17 protein-coding genes are annotated in these 19,212 nt (G+C 64.5%); 8 read left to right on the top strand and 9 right to left on the bottom strand.

What is annotated here, in order from left to right; genetic code table 11:
* The first annotated feature begins 37 nt into the window (after positions 1-37).
* The 3 genes from V0R62_RS11225 to V0R62_RS11215 all read left to right on the top strand — a co-directional run bounded on the left by V0R62_RS11225 (position 38) and on the right by V0R62_RS11215 (position 4,068).
* The gene (locus V0R62_RS11225; protein WP_330103768.1) at positions 38-553 is read left to right on the top strand and encodes a sigma-70 family RNA polymerase sigma factor; all 516 of its coding nucleotides are present in this window, start codon (positions 38-40) and stop codon (positions 551-553) included.
* On the top strand, positions 546-1,496 hold the full coding sequence (locus tag V0R62_RS11220) for a FecR domain-containing protein (protein ID WP_330103767.1): 951 nt from the start codon (positions 546-548) through the stop codon (positions 1,494-1,496). Before V0R62_RS11225 ends, V0R62_RS11220 begins: the two co-directional genes overlap by 8 nt.
* Positions 1,497-1,593: 97 nt before the next feature.
* The gene (locus V0R62_RS11215; RefSeq protein ID WP_330103766.1) at positions 1,594-4,068 is read left to right on the top strand and encodes a TonB-dependent siderophore receptor; all 2,475 of its coding nucleotides are present in this window, start codon (positions 1,594-1,596) and stop codon (positions 4,066-4,068) included.
* Between the two features lie 62 nt (positions 4,069-4,130).
* Here the strand turns inward: V0R62_RS11215 and V0R62_RS11210 are convergent, their stop codons facing one another.
* Positions 4,131-4,838 carry an SDR family oxidoreductase gene (locus tag V0R62_RS11210; protein ID WP_330103765.1) on the bottom strand — a complete coding sequence of 236 codons (708 nt, stop codon included), beginning with the start codon at positions 4,836-4,838 and terminating at the stop codon, positions 4,131-4,133.
* A gap of 75 nt (positions 4,839-4,913) precedes the next feature.
* Between V0R62_RS11210 and V0R62_RS11205 the strand changes: the two genes are divergently transcribed.
* The gene (locus V0R62_RS11205) at positions 4,914-5,867 is read left to right on the top strand and encodes an arsenic resistance protein (RefSeq protein WP_330103764.1); all 954 of its coding nucleotides are present in this window, start codon (positions 4,914-4,916) and stop codon (positions 5,865-5,867) included.
* Between the two features lie 17 nt (positions 5,868-5,884).
* On the opposite strand, the gene V0R62_RS11200 is transcribed toward V0R62_RS11205, so the two are convergent.
* Positions 5,885-6,409 carry a histidine phosphatase family protein gene (locus tag V0R62_RS11200; protein WP_330103763.1) on the bottom strand — a complete coding sequence of 175 codons (525 nt, stop codon included), beginning with the start codon at positions 6,407-6,409 and terminating at the stop codon, positions 5,885-5,887.
* Between the two features lie 159 nt (positions 6,410-6,568).
* A complete protein-coding gene (metE, locus tag V0R62_RS11195) occupies positions 6,569-8,875 on the bottom strand; it encodes a 5-methyltetrahydropteroyltriglutamate--homocysteine S-methyltransferase (RefSeq protein ID WP_330103762.1) in 2,307 nt (768 codons plus the stop codon).
* 360 nt (positions 8,876-9,235) lie between these two features.
* Between metE and V0R62_RS11190 the strand changes: the two genes are divergently transcribed.
* On the top strand, positions 9,236-10,780 hold the full coding sequence (locus V0R62_RS11190; protein ID WP_330103761.1) for a methylenetetrahydrofolate reductase C-terminal domain-containing protein: 1,545 nt from the start codon (positions 9,236-9,238) through the stop codon (positions 10,778-10,780).
* Positions 10,781-10,795: 15 nt separating this feature from the next.
* Here V0R62_RS11190 and V0R62_RS11185 read toward each other — a convergent pair whose 3' ends face one another.
* The gene (locus V0R62_RS11185; protein WP_330103760.1) at positions 10,796-11,560 is read right to left on the bottom strand and encodes a carbon-nitrogen hydrolase family protein; all 765 of its coding nucleotides are present in this window, start codon (positions 11,558-11,560) and stop codon (positions 10,796-10,798) included.
* 188 nt (positions 11,561-11,748) lie between these two features.
* Between V0R62_RS11185 and V0R62_RS11180 the strand changes: the two genes are divergently transcribed.
* Entirely contained in the window at positions 11,749-12,789 is a 1,041-nt protein-coding gene (locus tag V0R62_RS11180; protein WP_330103759.1) for a DMT family transporter, read from the top strand.
* A gap of 169 nt (positions 12,790-12,958) precedes the next feature.
* On the opposite strand, the gene V0R62_RS11175 is transcribed toward V0R62_RS11180, so the two are convergent.
* On the bottom strand, positions 12,959-14,071 hold the full coding sequence (locus V0R62_RS11175) for a helix-turn-helix domain-containing protein (RefSeq protein ID WP_330103758.1): 1,113 nt from the start codon (positions 14,069-14,071) through the stop codon (positions 12,959-12,961).
* 201 nt (positions 14,072-14,272) lie between these two features.
* On the opposite strand from V0R62_RS11175, the gene V0R62_RS11170 reads away from it, so the two are divergent.
* On the top strand, positions 14,273-14,869 hold the full coding sequence (locus tag V0R62_RS11170) for a transglycosylase SLT domain-containing protein (protein WP_011535688.1): 597 nt from the start codon (positions 14,273-14,275) through the stop codon (positions 14,867-14,869).
* Positions 14,870-15,137: 268 nt separating this feature from the next.
* Here the strand turns inward: V0R62_RS11170 and V0R62_RS11165 are convergent, their stop codons facing one another.
* The 3 genes from V0R62_RS11165 to V0R62_RS11155 all read right to left on the bottom strand — a co-directional run bounded on the left by V0R62_RS11165 (position 15,138) and on the right by V0R62_RS11155 (position 17,427).
* On the bottom strand, positions 15,138-16,151 hold the full coding sequence (locus V0R62_RS11165; RefSeq protein ID WP_330103757.1) for an alpha/beta hydrolase: 1,014 nt from the start codon (positions 16,149-16,151) through the stop codon (positions 15,138-15,140).
* A 39-nt stretch (positions 16,152-16,190) separates the two neighbouring features.
* The gene (locus V0R62_RS11160; RefSeq protein WP_330103756.1) at positions 16,191-16,577 is read right to left on the bottom strand and encodes an AraC family transcriptional regulator; all 387 of its coding nucleotides are present in this window, start codon (positions 16,575-16,577) and stop codon (positions 16,191-16,193) included.
* 163 nt (positions 16,578-16,740) lie between these two features.
* Complete coding sequence (locus V0R62_RS11155) at positions 16,741-17,427, bottom strand: hydrolase (RefSeq protein ID WP_096049340.1); 687 nt, start codon at positions 17,425-17,427, stop codon at positions 16,741-16,743.
* Between the two features lie 262 nt (positions 17,428-17,689).
* Between V0R62_RS11155 and V0R62_RS11150 the strand changes: the two genes are divergently transcribed.
* Positions 17,690-18,151, top strand: a complete 462-nt coding sequence (locus V0R62_RS11150; protein ID WP_330103755.1) for a RidA family protein — start codon at positions 17,690-17,692, stop codon at positions 18,149-18,151.
* Positions 18,152-18,170: 19 nt separating this feature from the next.
* Here the strand turns inward: V0R62_RS11150 and V0R62_RS11145 are convergent, their stop codons facing one another.
* Positions 18,171-19,139, bottom strand: coding sequence for a LysR family transcriptional regulator (locus V0R62_RS11145; RefSeq protein WP_330103754.1), 969 nt, complete (start codon positions 19,137-19,139; stop codon positions 18,171-18,173).
* Between the last annotated feature and the right edge of the window lie 73 nt (positions 19,140-19,212).

Raw genomic sequence — 19,212 nt, 5'->3', positions numbered from 1 at the left:
ATTAACAATCACATTATCCGGGCAGGCTCTCCAGACGATGCAGATCGATGACACGCTGAAACCGGCCGAGGTCGATCTGCTCTATCAGGCGCACCACCGCTGGCTACGCGGCTGGCTCGGTGCCCGGGTCGGCTGTCGTGAGCACGCCGCGGACCTGGCCCAGGACACCTTCGTGCGCCTGCTCAAGGCGCGCCAGGTTTCACCGCTCAAGGAGCCGCGGGCCTACCTGAGCAGCATCGCCCGCGGCCTGATGATCGACCAGTTCCGCCGCCGCGCCCTGGAAAAAGCCTACCTCGAGAGCCTGGCCAGCCTGCCCGAACAGGAGGCACCCAGCGAGGAACAGCGCCTGCTGATCCTCGACACCCTCGAACGCCTCGACCGCGCCCTGCAACGCCTCAAGCCACGGGTGCGCCAGGCGTTCCTGCTGGCCCAGCTCGACGGCCTCACCCTCACCCAGGTCGCGCAACGCCTGGACGTGTCCCGGGCCACGGTCGAGCGCGACCTGGCCAAGGCCCTGGGTGTCTGCTATCGGATCCGCTACGCCGATGCCTGACCAGAACCCGACCCAGGCCCAGGTCGACCAGGCCATCGAATGGCTGGTGAAACTGCGCTACGACAGCCCCGGCCCACGCACCGAACAGCAGTTCCAGCGCTGGCTGGCCAGCCACCCGCAGCATGCCCAGGCCTGGCAGCGGGTCAGCAGCCTCGGCGACGAACTGGCCAGCCTGCCCGCCGAGCTGAGCCGCCAGACCCTGGCCGGCAGCGAGCGCCGCCGCATGAGCCGGCGCGACCACCTCAAGCTGCTTTCGCTGCTGACGCTCGGCGCCAGCGTCGGCTGGGCCGCGCGCGAGCCCCTGGGCCTGCCGGCGCTGATGGCCGACAGCCGCACCGCCACCGGCGAGCGCCGCGAACTGCTGGCCAGCGACGGCAGCCTGATCCGCCTGAACACCGCCAGCGCCATCGACCTGCGCTACAGCGCCGAGCAGCGCCGGCTGACCCTGCTGCGCGGCGAGGTCAGCCTGGACGGCAACACCAACGACAACCGCCCGTTCAGCATCGACACCCGCATCGGCGCCTTGAGCACCCAGGGCGGCCAGCTGCTGCTGCGGGAAAACGCCCAGGGCCTGCTGCTGGCCGTGCGCAGGGGCGAGGTGACGCTGTTCCCCGCCTCTGCCGCCGCGCATCAGGTCAAACCCGGCGAGGTGCTGCAGGTGTTCGCCCAGGGCGACTTCCAGCCCGCCACCCTGCACAACGACCCCTGGGGCTGGACCGATGGCGTGCTCAGCGTGCAGCAGATGCCCCTGGGCGAGTTCATCGACGAACTGTCGCGCTACCGCCCCGGCCTGCTGCGCTGCGCGCCGGAGGTCGCCGGGCTGAAGGTCTCCGGCACCTTCCAGCTGGCCGACACCGACCAGATCCTGCTGCTGGTCGCCCGCAGCCTGCCGGTGCGCGTCGATTACCGCACGCGCTTCTGGGTGAGCATCGCCGCCGCCTGAAAACATCGCAAAAAAATAAATGAGGTGGAATCTCATTCTCGTCCGGCCTGAAGGAAACAAGCCCGAACAGTGGTCTGCCAACCTTCAGGAGCGCTTCATGATCCGCCCGTGTTCCCCTCGCAACGCCACCCTGCGCCATGCCATCCACGCTGCCGCCCTCGGCCTGAGTGTGGCGTGCGCCAGCATCGCACCGGTAGCGGCAAGCGCCGCGCCCGCCAGCCAGAGCCAGCAGCGCGACTGGAACATCCCGGCCGGCCCGCTGGCCGCCGCCCTGGACCAGCTGGCGCGCCAGGGCGGGCTGAACCTGTCGTTCGACGCCACCAGCCTGCGGGGCAAGACCACCCAGGGCGTGCAAGGCCGGCATGACAGCGCCCAGGCCCTGCAGATCCTGCTGCGGGGCAGCGACGTGCAGGTCCAACAGGAAAGCGACAAGAGCTTCCTGCTGCTCCCGGCCCTGGACGTCGGCGACGCCCTGCAGTTGGGCGCCACCAGCATCTCCAGCAACCGCCTGGGCGAGACCACCGAGCACAGCGGCTCCTACACCACCGGGGCAGTGACCATCGGCAAGACCCCGCAAAGCATCCGCCACACCCCGCAGTCGGTGACCGTGGTCACCCGCCAGCGGATCGACGACCAGAACATCACCAACCTCACCAACCTGCTCGAACAGACCCCCGGCGTGGTGGTCAACCTCACCGACAGCGAGCGGGTGCAGTACTACTCGCGCGGCTACCAGATCGACGCCATCCAGTACGACGGCGCCACCGTGGTGCAGAGCAGCGGCGGCGGCTCGTTCATCCAGAGCGACTCGGCGATCCTTGACCGCGCCGAGGTCCTGCGCGGCGCCACCGGCATGCTGCGCGGGGCCGGCAACCCCTCGGGCACCGTCAACCTGGTGCGCAAGCGCCCCACCTATGAATTCCAGGGCGAAGGCAGCGTCACCCTCGGCACCTGGGACGCCCAGCGCTACGTCGCCGATCTCTCCGGGCCGTTGACCGAAACCGGCAACGTGCGTGGCCGGGTGATCGCGGTGCACGACGAGAAAGACCACTTCCAGCAGTCACGCCAGGAGCGCAAGGACGTGCTGTACGGGGTGATGGCCTTCGATCTCGACGACAGCACCACCCTGACCACCGGCCTGGAATGGACCCAGCTCGATGCCACCGGCGCCTGGGGCAACCTGCCGGCCGACTACGACGGCTCGCCGCTGCCGTTTGGCCGCAGCACCTACCTGGGCGCCGACTGGAACCGCTGGAACCGCAGCAACCTGCAGACCTTCGCCGAGCTCGAGCACCGTTTCGACAACGACTGGACGCTCAAGCTGATGGCCCAGCGCACCCACTTCGAGCTGGACGACAACGGCTTCAAGCAGACCTACTTCAGCCGCGCCACCGGCACCGCCAACCCGACCCGCAACCCTTACCTGATGAGCTACCAGGTGACCGAAGGCGATGGCGGCGAGAGCCTGCAGAACAACCTCAGCGCCACCCTCAATGGCCCGTTCGAGATGCTTGGCCGCACCCACGAGCTGATGCTGGGCGTCGAGCGCATCCGCAACGATTCCTACGCCTCGGCCACCAACAACGTGCAGTCGGGCGTGTTCGACATCCGCACCTGGGACCCGAAGACCAGCCTGGCCAACCCGAACATCAATATCACCGCCCACCCGGTGCGCACCCGCACCACCCAGGAAGGCGCCTACGCCACCTGGCGCATCTCCCTGGCCGACCCGCTCACCGCGATCATCGGCGCCCGCGCCAACTGGTACGACTACGAGCAGGAGAACAACACCAAGGCCAGCGGCAAGTTCAGCGTCGACAACGAGATCGTGCCCTACGCCGCGCTGATCTACGACCTCAACGAGAACTTCAGCACCTACGCCAGCTACACCGAGATCTTCAACCCGCAGACCAACACCGACGCTGCCGGCTCCGTGCTCGAGCCGGTCACCGGCGAAGCCTACGAGACGGGAATCAAAGGTGAGTTCTACGAGGGCCGGCTGAACACCTCGCTGGCGTTCTTCCGCATCTACCAGGTCGGCAATGCGCTGGACGACCTCAGCGGGCCGAACCCATGCCTGCCCAACTACACCAGCGGCTACTGCAAGGTCGCCGCGGGCAAGAACCGCAGCCAGGGCTTCGAGCTGGAGATATCTGGCGAGGTTCTGCCGGGCTGGAACGTGACCGGTGGCTACACCTACAACACCACCGAATACCTCAAGGACACCACCGGCACCAACGGCAACCCCATCCGCACCACCGACCCCAAGCGCATGCTGCGCCTGTTCACCAGCTATCGCCTGCCTGGCGAGCTGCAGGCCTGGACCGTGGGTGGCGGGGTGCAGGCGCAAAGCGACATCTACAATCGCAGCGGCAGCGCCGAAGCCTCGCAGTCGGGATATGCGGTGTACAACGCGATGGTGAACTACCGCTTCAACGACAACTATTCGCTGCAGCTGAACGCCAACAACCTGTTCGACAAAAAGTACTACCGCCAGGTGGCGCCGACGCCGACCGGCTACTACTGGGGCGATCCGCGCAACGTCTCGGTGACCCTGCGCGGGAGTTTCTGAATACAGGCCGGCGCTGACGGGGCAAGCTCATGGCTACTGGGCCTGCCCCGCGCACCCGGCGCTTAGAACCGCTCGTCGCGCAGCGCCGGCAAGGTCAGGTCGCGCACGTAGCTGGCCGAGGACAGGCTCAGCATCATCCGGCACACCTGCACCACATCGTGCAGCGGGATCAACGCCCCCTCCCCACGCTGCTCGGCCTGCGCCAGCGGCACCTCCAGCCCGTCCTCGGTGTTCAGGTAGCCCAGGTTCAGGCAGCTTACGCCCAGGCCCTGGTCGCGGAACCCTTCGCGCAGGCTCTCGGCGATGCCGCGCAAGCCGAACTTGCTGGCGCCGAACGTCACCTCCGGGCGCCCGCTGCCCGGCAGGCCCGAGGTGGAGCCGGTGAGGATGATCCGCGGCCGGGCGCTTTGCAGCAGCACCGGCAGCAGGCGCTTGATCAGCAGCAGCGGCGCGGTGATGTTGGTGTCGACCATGCGCTCGATCTGCGCTTCGTCATCGTCGAGAAAGCTGTAGCCCTCCTCGAAGGCCCGCGCTTCCCAGATACCGACGTTGTACACCAGCACATCCAGCCCGCCGTCGAGCACGGCCTCGTGGATGGCAGCCGCGGCCTGGCGCGGCTGGCCGAGGTCGGCCTCGATCCAGTTCACCGCGCCCGGCAACGACGCCGGCCTGCTGCGCGACACACCGATCAGCGTATCGCCCGCCCCACCCAGGCCCTGCACCAGCGCCCGTCCCAATCCCTTGCTCGCACCGACCACTAGAATTCGCATCGAATCACTCCCTATGGACTGCGCCAGATAGTACCCTGCCCAACCCAGCAAATCAGTCGGAAATATCACTGCGCCGTGGACAGAGATCAACTCGAACGCAACCAGATCCCCCTCTACTTCATCGCCGTGCTGCTGGCCGCCGCGCTTGGCCTGCTGGCACCGGGCGCCGCCGGCCCGCTGGAAGCGCTGGTGACCCCGGCCATCGCCGTGCTGATGTATGCGATGTTCCTGCAGATCCCCTTCCTCGACCTGCGCGCGGGCCTGGGCAATCGACGCTTCATGGGCGCGCTGCTGCTGGCCAACTTCGTGCTGGTGCCATTGCTGGTGTGGGCCGGCACCCGAGGGCTGGTCGAACACCCCGCCATTTTGGTCGGGGCCTTGCTGGTGTTGCTGACGCCGTGCATCGACTACGTGGTGGTGTTCACCCATATCGGTAAAGGCGACTCGCGCCTGACCCTGGCGGCGACACCAGTGCTGTTGCTGATGCAACTGGCGCTGTTGCCGCTGTACCTGGCATTGATGCTCGGTGGTGGCCAGGTCGAGATTTCCGTCGCGCCCTTTGTCGAGGCCTTCGTGCTGCTGATCGCGCTGCCGCTGTTGCTGGCCGTCGCCACCAGTGCCGGGGCGCGGCGCTCGGCGTTGGTGGCGAAATGGAACGACGCCTGGGCCTGGTTGCCGGTGCCGGCCATGGCCCTGGTGCTGATCGCGGTGATCGGTTCGCAGATCGGCGTGGTGGCCAGCCGGCTGGACGACCTGCTGCCGGTGGTGCCGGTGTACGTTGGTTTTGCCCTGCTGGCGCCGCTGCTGGGCTGGTTCGCGGCGCGGCTGTTCACGTTGTCCACTGGGGAAGCACGGGCAGTGACCTTCAGCGCCGCGACGCGTAATTCGCTGGTGGTGCTGCCGCTGGCGTTGGCGCTGCCGGAGTCGATTCGGGCGTTGGCGGCGGCGGCGGTGATTACCCAGACGCTGGTGGAACTGGTCAGCGAGCTCATCTATGTCCGTGTCGTGCCTGCCTTGGTTCGGCGATAGCGGCCAATGCACAGGTATCAGCCCAACTGCAGCCTCCATTGCCCGTAATGGCTCAAACACACGCGGGCCAGGGGCGGCACATCAATCCGGTGGAACGACTCGAAAGGTGCCCCCAACGCGTGCAGCATCGCGGCGCGGATGACGAAGGGATGGGTGATCGCGGCCCACTCGCCCGGCGCCAGCGCTGTATCCATCCAGGTCGCGACACGCTCGCACAGCATGGCGATGGATTCGCCGCCGTGAGGGGTTGCCTGGGGGTCGGAAAGCCAGACCCGCAGGGCAGCTTCGTCCAGTTGCTTGAGCGGGATGCCTTTCCAGTTGCCGAGGTCGCAGTCACGCAGGCCTTCGTCGACGGTCGCACCCAATCCTTCGGCGGTCTGGCGGGTACGCAACTCAGGTGCCATGAGATAGCGAGCGGTTGTGGGCAGATCAACCGAAAGCGACGACGGATCACGCAACGGCTCGTCGTCCACGGCGAAACGCCCCACCCGTTGCGCCTCGGTGCGGGCGTGGCAGATCAGGGTGAGGTGGGTGGTTTTCATCGCGGGCGCTCTGGTCACAGTCGAAAGTACGATGTTGCCTGAACGATCCGGGGGCTGCTACGCAGCCCTTTCGCGGCACGAGGCCGCTCCTACAGAAGACCGCGATCCCCTGTAGGAGCGGCCTTGTGCCGCGAAAGGGGCGCAAAGCGCCCCCGACGGTCATCGAACCATGGCGCGCAACTCGCGGGCAGCGGCCACCATGTTCACCAACGCCGCCTCGGTCTCCGGCCAGGCACGCGTCTTCAACCCGCAATCCGGATTGACCCACAGCCGCTCGGCCGGAATCCGCCGGGCCGCCTTGCGCAGCAGTTTGACCATCTCTTCCTTGCCCGGCACCCGTGGCGAGTGGATGTCGTACACCCCAGGGCCGATCTCGTTCGGGTAGTCGAAGCGTTCGAACGCCTCCAGCAGCTCCATGTCCGAACGCGAGGTCTCGATGGTGATCACATCGGCATCCATCGCCGCGATCGACTCGATCACGTCGTTGAACTCGCTGTAGCACATATGGGTGTGGATCTGCGTCTCGTCACGCACGCCCGAGGCGCACAGGCGGAAGGCCTCGGTGGCCCACTCCAGGTAATGCGGCCAGGCACTGCGGCGCAGCGGCAGGCCCTCGCGGAAGGCGGCCTCGTCGATCTGCACGATCTTGATGCCGGCGGTTTCCAGGTCCACCACCTCGTCGCGGATCGCCAGCGCCAGCTGACGGGCCTGCACTTCGCGGCTCACGTCCTCGCGGGGGAAGGACCACATCAGCATGGTCACCGGGCCCGTCAGCATGCCCTTCATCACCTTGCGGGTCAGGCCCTGGGCGTACTTGATCCACGCCACGGTCATGGCCTTCGGGCGGCTCAGGTCACCGAAGATCACCGCCGGTTTGACGCAGCGCGAACCGTAGCTCTGCACCCAGCCGAAACGGGTGAACACATAGCCGTCCAGTTGCTCGGCAAAGTACTCGACCATGTCGTTGCGCTCGGCCTCGCCGTGCACCAGCACATCCAGGCCCAGGTTCTCCTGGATCTCCACCGCGTGGCGGATCTCGCTGTGCATCGCCTCGACGTAGTCCGCTTCGGTCAGCTTGCCCTGTTTGAACGACTGGCGCGCCAGGCGGATCGCCGAGGTTTGCGGGAACGAACCGATCGTGGTGGTCGGAAACGCCGGCAGGTCCAGGCCGGCACGCTGCTTGGCGATGCGCTGCTCGAAGGCCGATACACGCTGGCTGTCCACCGGCTTGATCGCGGCGACACGGGCCTGCACCGCTGGCTTGTGAATGCGTGGCGAGGTGGCGCGGCGGTGTTGCACGGCACGGCTTTGCGCCAGTGCGACGAGCACATCGTCGGCCTCTGGTTGATTGACCGCCTTGGCCAGCAGCGCCACTTCCTGGCATTTCTGCACGGCAAAGGCCAGCCAGCTCTTCAGCTCGTCATCGAGTTTATCTTCACGACTCAGGTCCACCGGGCTGTGCAGCAGCGAGCACGACGGCGCCACCCACAGGCGATCACCCAGGCGTTCGTGGGCATGGCGCAGCACGTCCAGCGCCTTGCCCAGGTCGCAGCGCCAGACGTTGCGGCCGTTGACCACGCCCAGCGACAGCACCTTGTAGGCCGGCAGGCGGTCGAGGATGGTCGGGTACTGGTCCGGGGCGCGCACCAGGTCGATGTGCAGGCCATCGACCGGCAGGTTGGCGGCAAGGCCCAGGTTGTCTTCCAGGCCGCCGAAGTAAGTGGCGATCAGCTTTTTCAGCGGGGCGCGTTGGAGGATGTTATAGACGCGCTCGTAGGCATTCTTCCAGTCCTGCGGCAGGTCGAGGGCGAGGATCGGCTCGTCGATCTGCACCCACTCCACGCCCTGCACGGCCAGGCGGTTGAGGATATGGTCATACAGCGGTAGCAGGCGGTCGAGCAGCTCCAGCTTGTCGAAGTCGGCGCCCTTGGTCTTGCCCAGCCACAGGTAGGTCAGCGGGCCGATCAGCACCGGCTTGACCGCGTGGCCCAGGGCCTTGGCCTCTTCAACCTCTTCGAACAGCTGTTCCCAGCTCAGGGCGAACTGTTGGTCGGCAGTGAATTCGGGGACCAGGTAGTGGTAGTTGGTGTCGAACCACTTGGTCATTTCCTGGGCGTGGGCGCCGCCGCAGCAGTTGTCGCTGCCCTTTGTTCCTAAGGCACCACGAGCCATGGCGAACAGGGTCTGCAGGGTCGGCTTGGCACCGTCCTTGGCACGGAAACGCTCGGGGATCACGCCGAAGGTCAGCGAGTGGGTGAGTACCTGGTCGTACCAGGCGAAGTCGCCCACCGGCAACAGCTCGATGCCGGCGGCCTTCTGCACCTGCCAATGCGCGGCGCGCAGGCCACGACCCACGGCACGCAGCCCGGCTTCGTCCAACTCGCCCTTCCAGAAGGCCTCCTGGGCTTTCTTTAGCTCGCGGTCGCGGCCGATGCGCGGAAACCCCAGGTTGTGTGCCAGTGCCATGTTGTCGTCCCTCGAGCCTTAAAGTGAATGAGGGCATTCTGGGCGCGGGGTAAAGGTGAGACAAACTCATTAAATTTGAGATGAAATCAAGATTTGTTCATGATGCCAGACAGAAATGATGAACCCTGTAGGAGCGGCCTTGTGTCGCGAAAGGGCCGCAAAGCGGCCCCGGCGATTTATGCATCAACACTGAAATCCTGGGGCTGCTTCGCAGCCCTTTCGCGACACAAGGCCGCTCCTACAGGGGGCTGGGTCGCCTAGGATGTCTCAATCAACACATTCCCCCGCGCAATCAGACATGCCCCACCCGCCAATCTGCCGCACACTGCCACCCTGCCCCAACCCGGTAGCCCGCACCCCATGAGCCTGCTGAAAACGACCCTGGACGCCAACGCCTTCGCCTGCATCCTGGAATTCGTCCCCAAGCCCGGTGCCGAGCGTTTCGCCACCCTCGAAACCCTCATGGCCCGCACCCGGCTGTGTGGCTGGCCGCTGACCGTGGCCATCGGCGACCGCGTCTCCAGCGCCCTGGACATGTCGCCGCTGGAGGCCTTCAGCAGCCTCGCAAACCCCGTCCCCGCCCTGCTGCACTTCTCCGGCAAGGACCGCGAACGCCGCGATCTGCTGGCCCAGTTGCAACGCATGGACGCCGCCGGCCTCGACCAACTGCTGCTGCTCACCGGCGACCGCCTGCCCGGCCACAACCCGGGCGAACGGCCGGTGCGCTACCTGGAATCCGTCGCCGCCCTGCAGATCGTCCGCCAGGCCCGCCCCCACTGGCTGCTGGCCGCCGCGCTCAACCCGTTCAAGTACCAGGAAGCCGAAGGCGGTGCGCAGTACTGCAAAGCCGAAAAGAAACTCGCCGCCGGCGCCGACCTGTTCATCCTGCAGCTCGGTTTCGACATCGACAAACACCAGGAAGCCTTCGACTGGATGCAGCGCCAGCCCCGGCCCAAGCCGCTGATGGCCTGCATCATGGCGCTGACCGAAGGCCGCGCCGGGATGCTCGATCACGTTGCCGGGGTGACCGTCACGCCGTCGATGCGCGCGCTGCTGGCCGCCGAAACGGCGGTGTCCAGGGCCTACGCCAGAGAGCGCGCCAACCATCGCCTGGCCTTGCAGGTGATCGGCTTGAAGTTGATGGGCTATGCCGGCGTGCACCTGTCCGGTATCCACGAGGTGGCGCAGTTCGAGGCGCTGGAGCAGGCCATCGACGCGCTGCAGCCGCAGTTCACCTCACTGCAGGACTGGACCACGGCCTGGGAAGCAGCCTGGCAGGCACCTGGCCTGACGCCAGTCACCTTCCACCCACTCGGACATGCCTGGCGCTTCGGGCAACGGCAGATCACCGCATCGAACAAGGAAAAAGTTCGCTACCACCTGCTGTCGGCAATGCACCATCAGCTGTTCAGCCGCACCACGGCCCTGAGCAAGGCCTTCGGCTGGGCCGTGACCCGGCCGCTGTGGGCCAACCCCACGGCGGCGCAGTGGCTGCATCAGCTGGAGCGACGCATCAAACGCCCGATGGTGGGGTGCGATACCTGCGGCAGCTGTCGGTTGGAGGACACGCTCTACATCTGCCCCGAGACCTGCCCCAAAGGCCTGGCGAACGGACCCTGTGGCGGGACCAGCCTGAACCGTTGCGAGTTTGGCGACCGGGAGTGCGTGCACAGTGCCAAGTATCGGCTGGCGGTGAGCGTGGGCAGGACCGAGGTGTTGCGCGAGCGGTTGATTCCTTGCGTGCAGGTGGAGAACCGGCATCGCAGTTCGTGGCCGGTGTGGTTCGAGCCTGCACCACTTGCCATTGCCGAGCCCACACCGATGAGCGACGACGACCTGCTTGCCAAAACGCGGGAGCGCCTGGCTGCGCCACAACGAGTGAAGGTCTCGCTGGACGACCTGTAGCCAGGCACGAGCGGATCAGCCTGCCTGCTGAGCCAGTGAAACCTCCACCCCCTGCCACTCCCCAGCCTGACCGGAAACAACCAACAGCCGATTCCCGGCCCCTGAAGCCGCCACGACACACCGCCCCTGCTCGTCCCAGAACGCGCTGCGCCCAGCCGCCGCCCAGCCGCCCGTGGTGCCGCCATGGTTGGCCATGAGCACCGCCATGGCATGCCGCTGTGCATAACCCTGCAGCAACGCGCTATCCGCCGGATACCCACCCTCCCCGATCAGCACACCCGTCGCATACACCTGCGCACCACGCTGCGCTGCCTGGGCGGCATGCTCCGGATGATTGAAATCGGCACACACCGACAAGGCCACGGACAGCCCGGAAACGGACAACAACTCACCGCCGCTCCCCGCACTGAAGAACACGTCCTCGCCGGTATGCAGATGCTGCTTGGTATAGACCGCAATCGAGCCATCCGGGTGGAGGATGCAGGCCGCAATCCGCGGCTTGTCCTGGCCCGGTACCTTGAGCGGCATCCCGACCACCGTGGTCATGCCCGCTTCCTGGGCGAGCTGGCGCAGTGGCGCCAGCAGCGGCGTGTCCAGGTCCTGCGCCAGGCCACTGGCCAAGGCGGGGGCGTAGCCCGTGAGCGACAGTTCGGGGAAGAGCAACAGGTCCACGCCATGCTCATGGGCCTGGCGCATGAACGCCAGGTGCAAGGCCAGGTTAGCGGGGATGTCGCCATCACGAATGACGCATTGGGCGGCGGCGAAAACGGCTGATGGCATGGGTGTCTCCTGACAAGGTAGGCAGACTCTGCTCGGCTGCCGCTCAAAAGACAACCTCTGCATTAACGATGGGATCAGCGTGGGAGCGGGCTTGCCCCGCGATGGGTCCCACAGCTTGGCTCCAGCCCTTGTGCAGAAAGGCTATGATGCTCTCCTGCACGCAATCAGCCTGACAGGGCGGCCCCATCATGAATCTGAGTGTTCTCTACGCGTTGGTTGCAGCCGCGCTGTTTGGCGCAAGCACGCCGCTCGCCAAACTGTTGGGTGTCGATACCCCGCCCATCCTGCTGGCCGGTCTGCTCTACCTGGGCAGTGGCGTCGGCCTGACCCTCGTCCGTCTGGTGCGCGATCGCGGCTGGCAGCGGCCCGGGCTGCCTGCGGGAGAATGGCCCTGGTTGCTGGGTGCGATCTTATTCGGTGGCGTGCTTGCACCTGTGGCGCTGATGTTCGGGCTCACTCGCACAGCGGGAGCCACTGCATCGTTAATGCTCAATCTTGAGTCGGTTCTTACGGCAGTGCTGGCGTGGGTGGTATTCAAGGAAAACGCCGACCGCCGGATCGTGATCGGCATGGTTGCCATCGTCCTGGGCGGTATCGTGCTGTCATGGCCGCAAGAGACCGCAACCGCCCATGACTGGATCGGCCCGCTGGCGGTGGCGTTCGCCTGCCTTTGCTGGGCGATCGACAACAACCTTACCCGCAAGGTCTCCGCCTCCGACGCGCTGTTCATCGCCGGCAGCAAAGGCCTGGCGGCGGGCGTGGTCAATGGCGGCCTGGCCTTGGCCATCGGCTCGCAACTGCCGGCCCTGGGCACGCTGGGGTCGATCATGCTGGTTGGGTTTCTTGGGTATGGCGTCAGCCTGGTGCTGTTCGTCCTGGCGCTTCGCGGGTTGGGGAGCGCGCGAACCGGGGCTTACTTTTCCACAGCGCCGTTCCTGGGCGCGGCAGTCGCGATCCTGATGCTGGGTGAGTCGGTGTCCGTGATGTTCCTGCTCGCCGCAGCGTTGATGGCCTTGGGTGTGTGGATTCACCTTATGGAAAATCATGTTCACGAGCATCAACATGAGGCCCTCGATCATAGCCACCGGCATACGCACGATGAGCACCATCAGCATGAGCACGACTTCGAGTGGGATTGTGCCGAGCCGCACAGCCACCCGCATGTGCATGCACCGATTCGACATAGCCATGCGCATTTTCCGGATGTTCATCATCGGCATAGGCACTGAGCCAGTCAGGGTAAGGGGGCTGGTTTTTTTCATCCGTCAGCGGTAGAGAAATTCGTCCCTTTTGCCGTTCGACGAATCACCGCCTGTTAACCATTTTTTTGACTTGTTAACTGCTCAGGTTTACAGCACAAAAAATCACTTAACACCACACATCCTCGACATGGCCAAATCACACAAGGAAACCAAGCGTTACCTTGGGCCAGTCCTTGGTATGCCCACTCAGATCAACTGCATCCAGTAACTCCAGTTTGCGCGCCTGGTGGAACTGATAGACCGTCATCCCAAGCAGCTCCGCCGCCTTGGACTCGCCGATAATCCCCTCCCCCAGCGCGCGGTAGACCAGTTGCTGGAACAGCCGTGTGGTTTCCTGCCGGTACGCAGCCCCTGGCTCCTGTTTGCGCCAGCCCTGTTTGACGAACAGCATGAACAGCCGCTCGCGCACGGCATGCGGGATGATCTCCAGGTCGCCAGCGCGATACAGGCAACCCTGCATGCTGAGGCCAAATTCCGCCTTGAGCAGATACAACTCGCGCACCTCCAGCATGTGGCGTTTGTGGCCCAGATGCTGCCGCATGGCGCTGGCCGGCACCAGCAATGCCGAGGCAAAACGGTTACAGGCCTTTTCCTCGTCCAGCCCTTCGGCCAACCGACCGTGCATCAGCAAGTGACCAAGTTCGTGGGCCAAGGTGAACCGCTGCCGGTCACCCGGCCAGTCCGCCGACACCACGATGACCGGCTGCCCCGCCACGCTGGCCTGCAAGCCATCGAACTTCGCCTGCGCATCGACCTGGGTGATGATCACCAGAATCCCATGTGTCTCCAGCACGTCGATCAAATCGGGAATCGGGCTCGCCCCCAGGCCCCACAGCTGCCGCACCTGGTCCGCCAGGTTGTCGACCGCCTGCAGCGAATCCAACTGCGCGGGCAGCCCTGCCGGCGCGCTGAACGCCTGCACGGGATAATCCGGCCATAGATTGATCAGTTCCTGCCAACGCTCCGCCTGATCCAGCACATCGGCCTCGATGCGCTTGAGGATCGCCTTGGGCGTGCTGCAACGCTTGCGATATTCGACACCCGCCAGCTCGACCTTGGCAGGGCGGAAAAAGTACTCGGCGCGTACCGATAGCGCCTTGCACAAACGCACGAGCACGCCGGAACTGGGCATGCTCTGGTCATGTTCATACTTCTTGATCATGTTGGCGCTCACGCCCACCTGATCACCTAGCGCCTGCATCGACAGGCCAGCAGCAGCGCGGGCACGTTTGAGCCGCTCGCCGATCATCGGCTGTCTCCCTCGGTTTACGATTCCATAAAATTTCAAAGAAATATAAACCCGATACACTTACCCGTCGAGCCATGGGCGACGACCGTCCCACCGCGTCCAGCTCGGCATTGCGCAACAACCCCTGATTCATATGCATCACCAAAGAATGTATAAAGCGCCAGCAACCCGCGCCCCGACGTCTGCCAAAGGAAACCCGTCATGCTTCGGCTCTTGATGCCAGCCCTGCTCCTGCTGCTTGCCGGCTGCGCCACCAAGCCCCCGGCCAACCCCGACAACCTCTGCGAGATCTTCCGCGAGAAGCCGAAATGGCACGAGGCGGCGCTGAAGATGCAGGCGCGCTGGGGTGCGCCGGTGCAGGTGCCGATGGCGATGATGTACCAGGAGTCCTCGTTCAAGCACGACGCCCTGCCGCCGCGCTACTACTTCCTCGGCTTCATCCCCTGGGGCCGGGTCAGTACTGCCTACGGCTACGCCCAGGCCAAGGACGAGACCTGGGCCGACTACAAGCGCGATGCCGGCGGCTGGGGCGCCGCCCGCGACGACTTCGCCGACGCGATCGACTTCATGGGCTGGTACATGCAGAAGAGCCAGCAGGTCAACGGCGTGTCCAAGTGGGATGCCTATGGCCAGTACCTGAATTACCACGAAGGCTGGGGCGGCTACCGCAACCGCAGCTATGACGCCAAGCCGTGGTTGAAGAATGTGTCGCAGAAGGTACAGGCGCGGGCTTCGGTGTTCGGGGCGCAGTATCGGAGTTGCGAGCAGGAGCTCGCGCGGGGTGGGTGGTTCTGGTAGGGACGCCTGGCGATACGTTGCCGCCCCAAAAGCCCGCTGCCAGTCAGTTAAGCCATTTGGGGTCGCTCCGCGACCCTTCGCGGGTAAACCCGCTCCTACAAGAGCGTTTGCGCGATCCTGTAGGAGCGGCTTTAGCCGCGAAGGGCTGCAAAGCAGCCCCAATAAATGCGATAAAGCGCTAACTAACTGGCATTTATCTGTCTGGCGGTTTTTTCGTTTCCAGCGGTAATCGCCCGTTCATGGCATCCACCTGCGGGCTTGGGTGGGATCACTTCAAATGCACTTTCAGCGCTTCGCCAGCCTGCAGCATTGCCGAGCGCACCGCTGGCACCTGGCTGACCACGTTCAGCAAGCCGTAGTCATGGATCATGCCGTTGTAGCGCACCGCCGTGACCGGCACGCCCGCTTGGTCCAGCTTGCGAGCATAGGCTTCCCCTTCATCACGCAGCACATCGGCACTCGCGGTCTGCACCAGCGCTGGCGGCAGGCCTTTCAACTGCTCAGTGGTCGCGCGCAGTGGCGAGGCGTAGATCTCGGCACGTTGCTTGGGGTCGGTGGTGTAGTTGTCCCAGAACCACTTCATCATGTTGCGGGTGAGGAAGTGCCCCTCGGCGTACTGGTTGTACGACGCGGTCTCGAAGTTGGCGTCGGTCACCGGCCACAGCAGCACCTGGTACTTGATGGCCGGGGTGCCTTTGTCCTTGGCCATCAGGCTGACCACCGCGGCCATGTTGCCGCCGACGCTGTTGCCCGCGACCGCCAGGCGCTTGCCGTCGACATTGATGTCCTTGCCGTGCTCGGCCACCCATCGGGTTGCCGCGTAGGCCTGGTTGATCGCCGTCGGGTAGTGCGCTTCAGGGGACGGGGTGTAGTTGACGAACACCGCCACCGCCCCGGAGCCAACGACCAGGTCGCGCACCAGGCGCTCATGGGTCGGGAAGTCGCCGAGCACCCAACCGCCGCCGTGGAAGTACATGAACACCGGCAAGGTCCCCTTCACACCCGCCGGGCGCACGATGGTCAAGCGGATGGCTTGGCCATCGACGGTGATGGTCTTCTCGCTGACATCCGCCTTGGGCAGTGTCAGTTTCACCCCGGCCTGAGCGCCACTGAGCACCGCGCGGGCGTCCTTCGGCGAAAGCTGCTCGATGGGTTTGCCACCGCCCGCGTTCAAGGCATCGAGGAATGCCTGGGTGTTGTGCTCGACGCCAGCGTCGGCGAATGCGTTACCGATCGACAAGGCAAGCAGCGAGCCCGCGAGTGTTCTGGTCAAAACGTTCAATTCATTTCCCCTGTTTCTGTTGAGGCGGTAGTCAGATGGTCACGTGCAGACAACTTGTTGCTGCCAAGCCTTTGGTGTCATGCCTTCAGCCTTCACGAAGGTGCGGCAGAAGTGAGACTGATCGCAGAAGCCGCATGCCAGTGCAATCTCTGCGAGCAACATCGTGGAATTCTTCAATAGCTCCCTGCTTTTCATCACCCGCTGTTTACGCAGCCATTGTTGCGGCGACATCCGGGTACTTTCCTTGAACATGCGAGAGAAGTGACTACGCGACAGTGCGCACGCCTCGGCGATTTCAGTCACTGATAGGCAGGTGTCCAGCCTGTCCAGCATCAGCTGTGTGGCCGTTCTCAACTGCCAGGATTTGAGCTGCCCTGTCGAAGCCAGTGTCAGCGTCGCCAGCACGGTAGAGTTGTCCTTGTTCATACACACCCATCAATCCAGGTAGCAGGATGCGAGCGCCTGACGCGAACAGCGCTGGGCGCTGGAAACCCCAGAGGTTCCAGGCCAGGCTCGTTGATTCGGATCAGCCCTCCGCGCACCCTTCGCACGTCAGTGAACAGCCCCCAGGGCAGGGGCTGGCGATGGCTCAGACAGCGGCAGCGACAGGCGCCAAGGTGGGGCCATGCTGAACGCGCTCAGGCGCCTTGTGCACCATGGTGTAGGCGTAGTCGACGCCCATGCCATAGGCACCGGAATGCTCCTTGACCAGTTCCATCACGGCGTCATAGGTGTCGCGGTTCTTCCAGTCCCGCTGCCATTCCAGCAGCACCTGCTGCCAGGTCACCGGCACCACGCCGGCCTGGATCATGCGCTGCATGGCGTAATCGTGGGCTTCCTTGGTGGTGCCGCCGGAGGCGTCGGCGACCATGTAGATTTCATAGCCGGCATCGTTCATTGCCGACAGGGCGAAGGTGGCGTTGCAGACCTCGGTCCACAAGCCGGAGACGATGATCTTGTTGCGGCCATTGCGCTTGAGGGCGTCGCGCACCTTCTGGTCATCCCAGGAGTTCATCGAGGTGCGCTCCAGCAGCGGGGCGTCGGGGAACACCGCGAGCAGCTCGGGGTAGGTGTGGCCCGAGAAGCTTTGCGTCTCGACCGTGGTGAAGGTGGTGGGGATATTGAAAATCTTCGCGGCCTTGGCCAGGCCAACGGTGTTGTTCTTCAGCGTTTGCCGGTCGATGCTCTGAACGCCGAAGGCCATCTGCGGCTGCTGATCGATGAAGATCAGTTGGCTGTTGAACGGGGTCAGGACTTCAGTCTTAGGATTGCTCATTGTTGTTTCCTTTCAATTTGATGAAGTTCGATCGCACCCGTTTCGGGCCCCGCACGTTGCGGGCATTACCGTAGTAGCCACGAGTACGCTCCTCAGCGTCGTTGCTTGAGGACGAGCAAAAGATAACGAAACAAAGCGCCTGTCGGTGGCGCACTTTTGCGCCTCTACCGGCTCATTTTTGCGCCATTGAATACGCGGTCGCGCTGCTAGCATTCGCCGTTCCATTCGGATCAAGCCGGTCCGTCATGTGCAGGAGAATGCAATGGCAGCTTCACAACCGTTCAACAAGCAGACCGCCTACTGGGGCGTTTCCTGGGAGGAGGCGTATGGCTATCCGCAGGCACGGCGGGTAGGCAACGAGATCTACGTATCAGGCCAGTTCAACCATGACGAGGCCGGCAATCTGCTGGCCCCGGCGCCGCTGAACGCCGACGGCAAGCCCAGTGATTTCTCGTCGATGGGCGAGCAGATGCAGGTCGCCTACGACAACATCTCAAAGCTGCTCGCCTTGTATGGCGCGACGCTGCAAGACGTTGTGGAGGAAACGCTTTATGTACTGGACATGGACGCCGCCTTCGCGGTGGTCGGCAAAGTGCGCAAGGCGGCCTATGGCACTGATCGGCCTCAGTGCGCGAGCAATATCATTGGGGTGTCGAGGCTTGCCCAGCGCCCGCAGCTGATCGAGATCGCCTGCAAGGCCGTGCTTGGCGCCCGGGAAATCTAAGCTGCGCTCCCGGTTGCGATCAGTTGACCGGGAGTACCGACTGCCCCTCGACCAAGGGCTTTTGACTGGCCACGGCAGCGGCGCAGAAGGTCATGAATGCCTTGACGCGCCACGACTTGCGAATGTCCTGGTGCGTCAGCAGCCACAACTCGTCCTGAAGCTCTGGCACCACTGGGCCTGCGCGTACCAACCCCGGGGTGATGTCGCCCAGCATGCACGGCAGGAATCCATACCCCAGGCCCGCCGCGATGGCGAGGCTTGCGGCTGCAACAGAATCGGTGCGGTAGGCAATGCGCTCAGCGGCGACTCTGCTTTCGACATAGCTGGTCGCCCTCAAACCACAGAGCGCTGCCGAGTAGGACACCCATGCCTGCCCCTCTGCGAACAGGGGCTCGGCGGTCACCTGCTTGGCGCTGCAGTAAGGTGCCCAGGCAATGTTCGCCAGTTTACGGCCCACCAGGCTCTCTGCAGGTTTTCTCGTCGCGCGAATGGCGATATCCGATTCATCCCGGGCGAGGCTGAGGGTTTCATTGCCTACCAGCACCTCGAGGCTGATCCCCTCGTTCAGGGCCTTGAAGTCCGCGATGATGGGGGTGAAGAAGTACAGCAGCAGCGAGTCGCTGGTAGTGATGCGAAGTTTCCCCAGCGGGCCTTGGCCAGAACGTGAAACACGCCGCGTGACGCTGACGATATCCAGCTCCACGCGCTCGGCGAGTGCGCGCAATTCCGCGCCCTCGGCGGTGAGCAGATAGCCTGATTTGCGGTGGTCGAACAGCGCGATGCCGAGCGTTCGCTCGACCTGGGCAACCCGGCGCGAAACGGTGGAGACATTGATGCCAAGCTTCTTGGCCGTCGCCGCACGGTTGCCGCAGTCACTGAGCGTCTTGATGATGCGCAAGTCATCCCACGAGAGCTGATTGACAGCCTCGGCGACGTCCCACTTCGGCCCATCAGCGGCAGCTGACGCTTTTCCAGTTGGCGATTTCACACAGTTCGTTCCGGATGCGAAGGCGCTGATGATACGAGATGGGGGGTGGGTGAAGCAGCCACATTGTTCTGGC

This window comes from Pseudomonas carassii (genome assembly GCF_036324045.1).
GTDB classification, from domain to species: domain Bacteria; phylum Pseudomonadota; class Gammaproteobacteria; order Pseudomonadales; family Pseudomonadaceae; genus Aquipseudomonas; species Aquipseudomonas peradeniyensis.
The sequence above is the reverse complement of the archived record's forward strand: the minus strand, read 5'-3'. Positions and strand labels throughout refer to the sequence as shown.

Excerpts from the sequence above, each read along its gene's own strand:
- V0R62_RS11225 (WP_330103768.1), top strand. The coding sequence starts at position 38 with ATGCAGATCGATGACACGCTGAAACCGGCCGAGGTCGATCTGCTCTAT.
- V0R62_RS11220 (WP_330103767.1), top strand. The coding sequence starts at position 546 with ATGCCTGACCAGAACCCGACCCAGGCCCAGGTCGACCAGGCCATCGAA.
- V0R62_RS11215 (WP_330103766.1), top strand. The coding sequence starts at position 1,594 with ATGATCCGCCCGTGTTCCCCTCGCAACGCCACCCTGCGCCATGCCATC.
- V0R62_RS11210 (WP_330103765.1), bottom strand. The coding sequence starts at position 4,838 with ATGCGAATTCTAGTGGTCGGTGCGAGCAAGGGATTGGGACGGGCGCTG.
- V0R62_RS11200 (WP_330103763.1), bottom strand. The coding sequence starts at position 6,409 with ATGAAAACCACCCACCTCACCCTGATCTGCCACGCCCGCACCGAGGCG.
- metE (WP_330103762.1), bottom strand. The coding sequence starts at position 8,875 with ATGGCACTGGCACACAACCTGGGGTTTCCGCGCATCGGCCGCGACCGC.
- V0R62_RS11190 (WP_330103761.1), top strand. The coding sequence starts at position 9,236 with ATGAGCCTGCTGAAAACGACCCTGGACGCCAACGCCTTCGCCTGCATC.
- V0R62_RS11185 (WP_330103760.1), bottom strand. The coding sequence starts at position 11,560 with ATGCCATCAGCCGTTTTCGCCGCCGCCCAATGCGTCATTCGTGATGGC.
- V0R62_RS11180 (WP_330103759.1), top strand. The coding sequence starts at position 11,749 with ATGAATCTGAGTGTTCTCTACGCGTTGGTTGCAGCCGCGCTGTTTGGC.
- V0R62_RS11175 (WP_330103758.1), bottom strand. The coding sequence starts at position 14,071 with ATGATCGGCGAGCGGCTCAAACGTGCCCGCGCTGCTGCTGGCCTGTCG.
- V0R62_RS11170 (WP_011535688.1), top strand. The coding sequence starts at position 14,273 with ATGCTTCGGCTCTTGATGCCAGCCCTGCTCCTGCTGCTTGCCGGCTGC.
- V0R62_RS11160 (WP_330103756.1), bottom strand. The coding sequence starts at position 16,577 with ATGAACAAGGACAACTCTACCGTGCTGGCGACGCTGACACTGGCTTCG.
- V0R62_RS11155 (WP_096049340.1), bottom strand. The coding sequence starts at position 17,427 with ATGAGCAATCCTAAGACTGAAGTCCTGACCCCGTTCAACAGCCAACTG.
- V0R62_RS11150 (WP_330103755.1), top strand. The coding sequence starts at position 17,690 with ATGGCAGCTTCACAACCGTTCAACAAGCAGACCGCCTACTGGGGCGTT.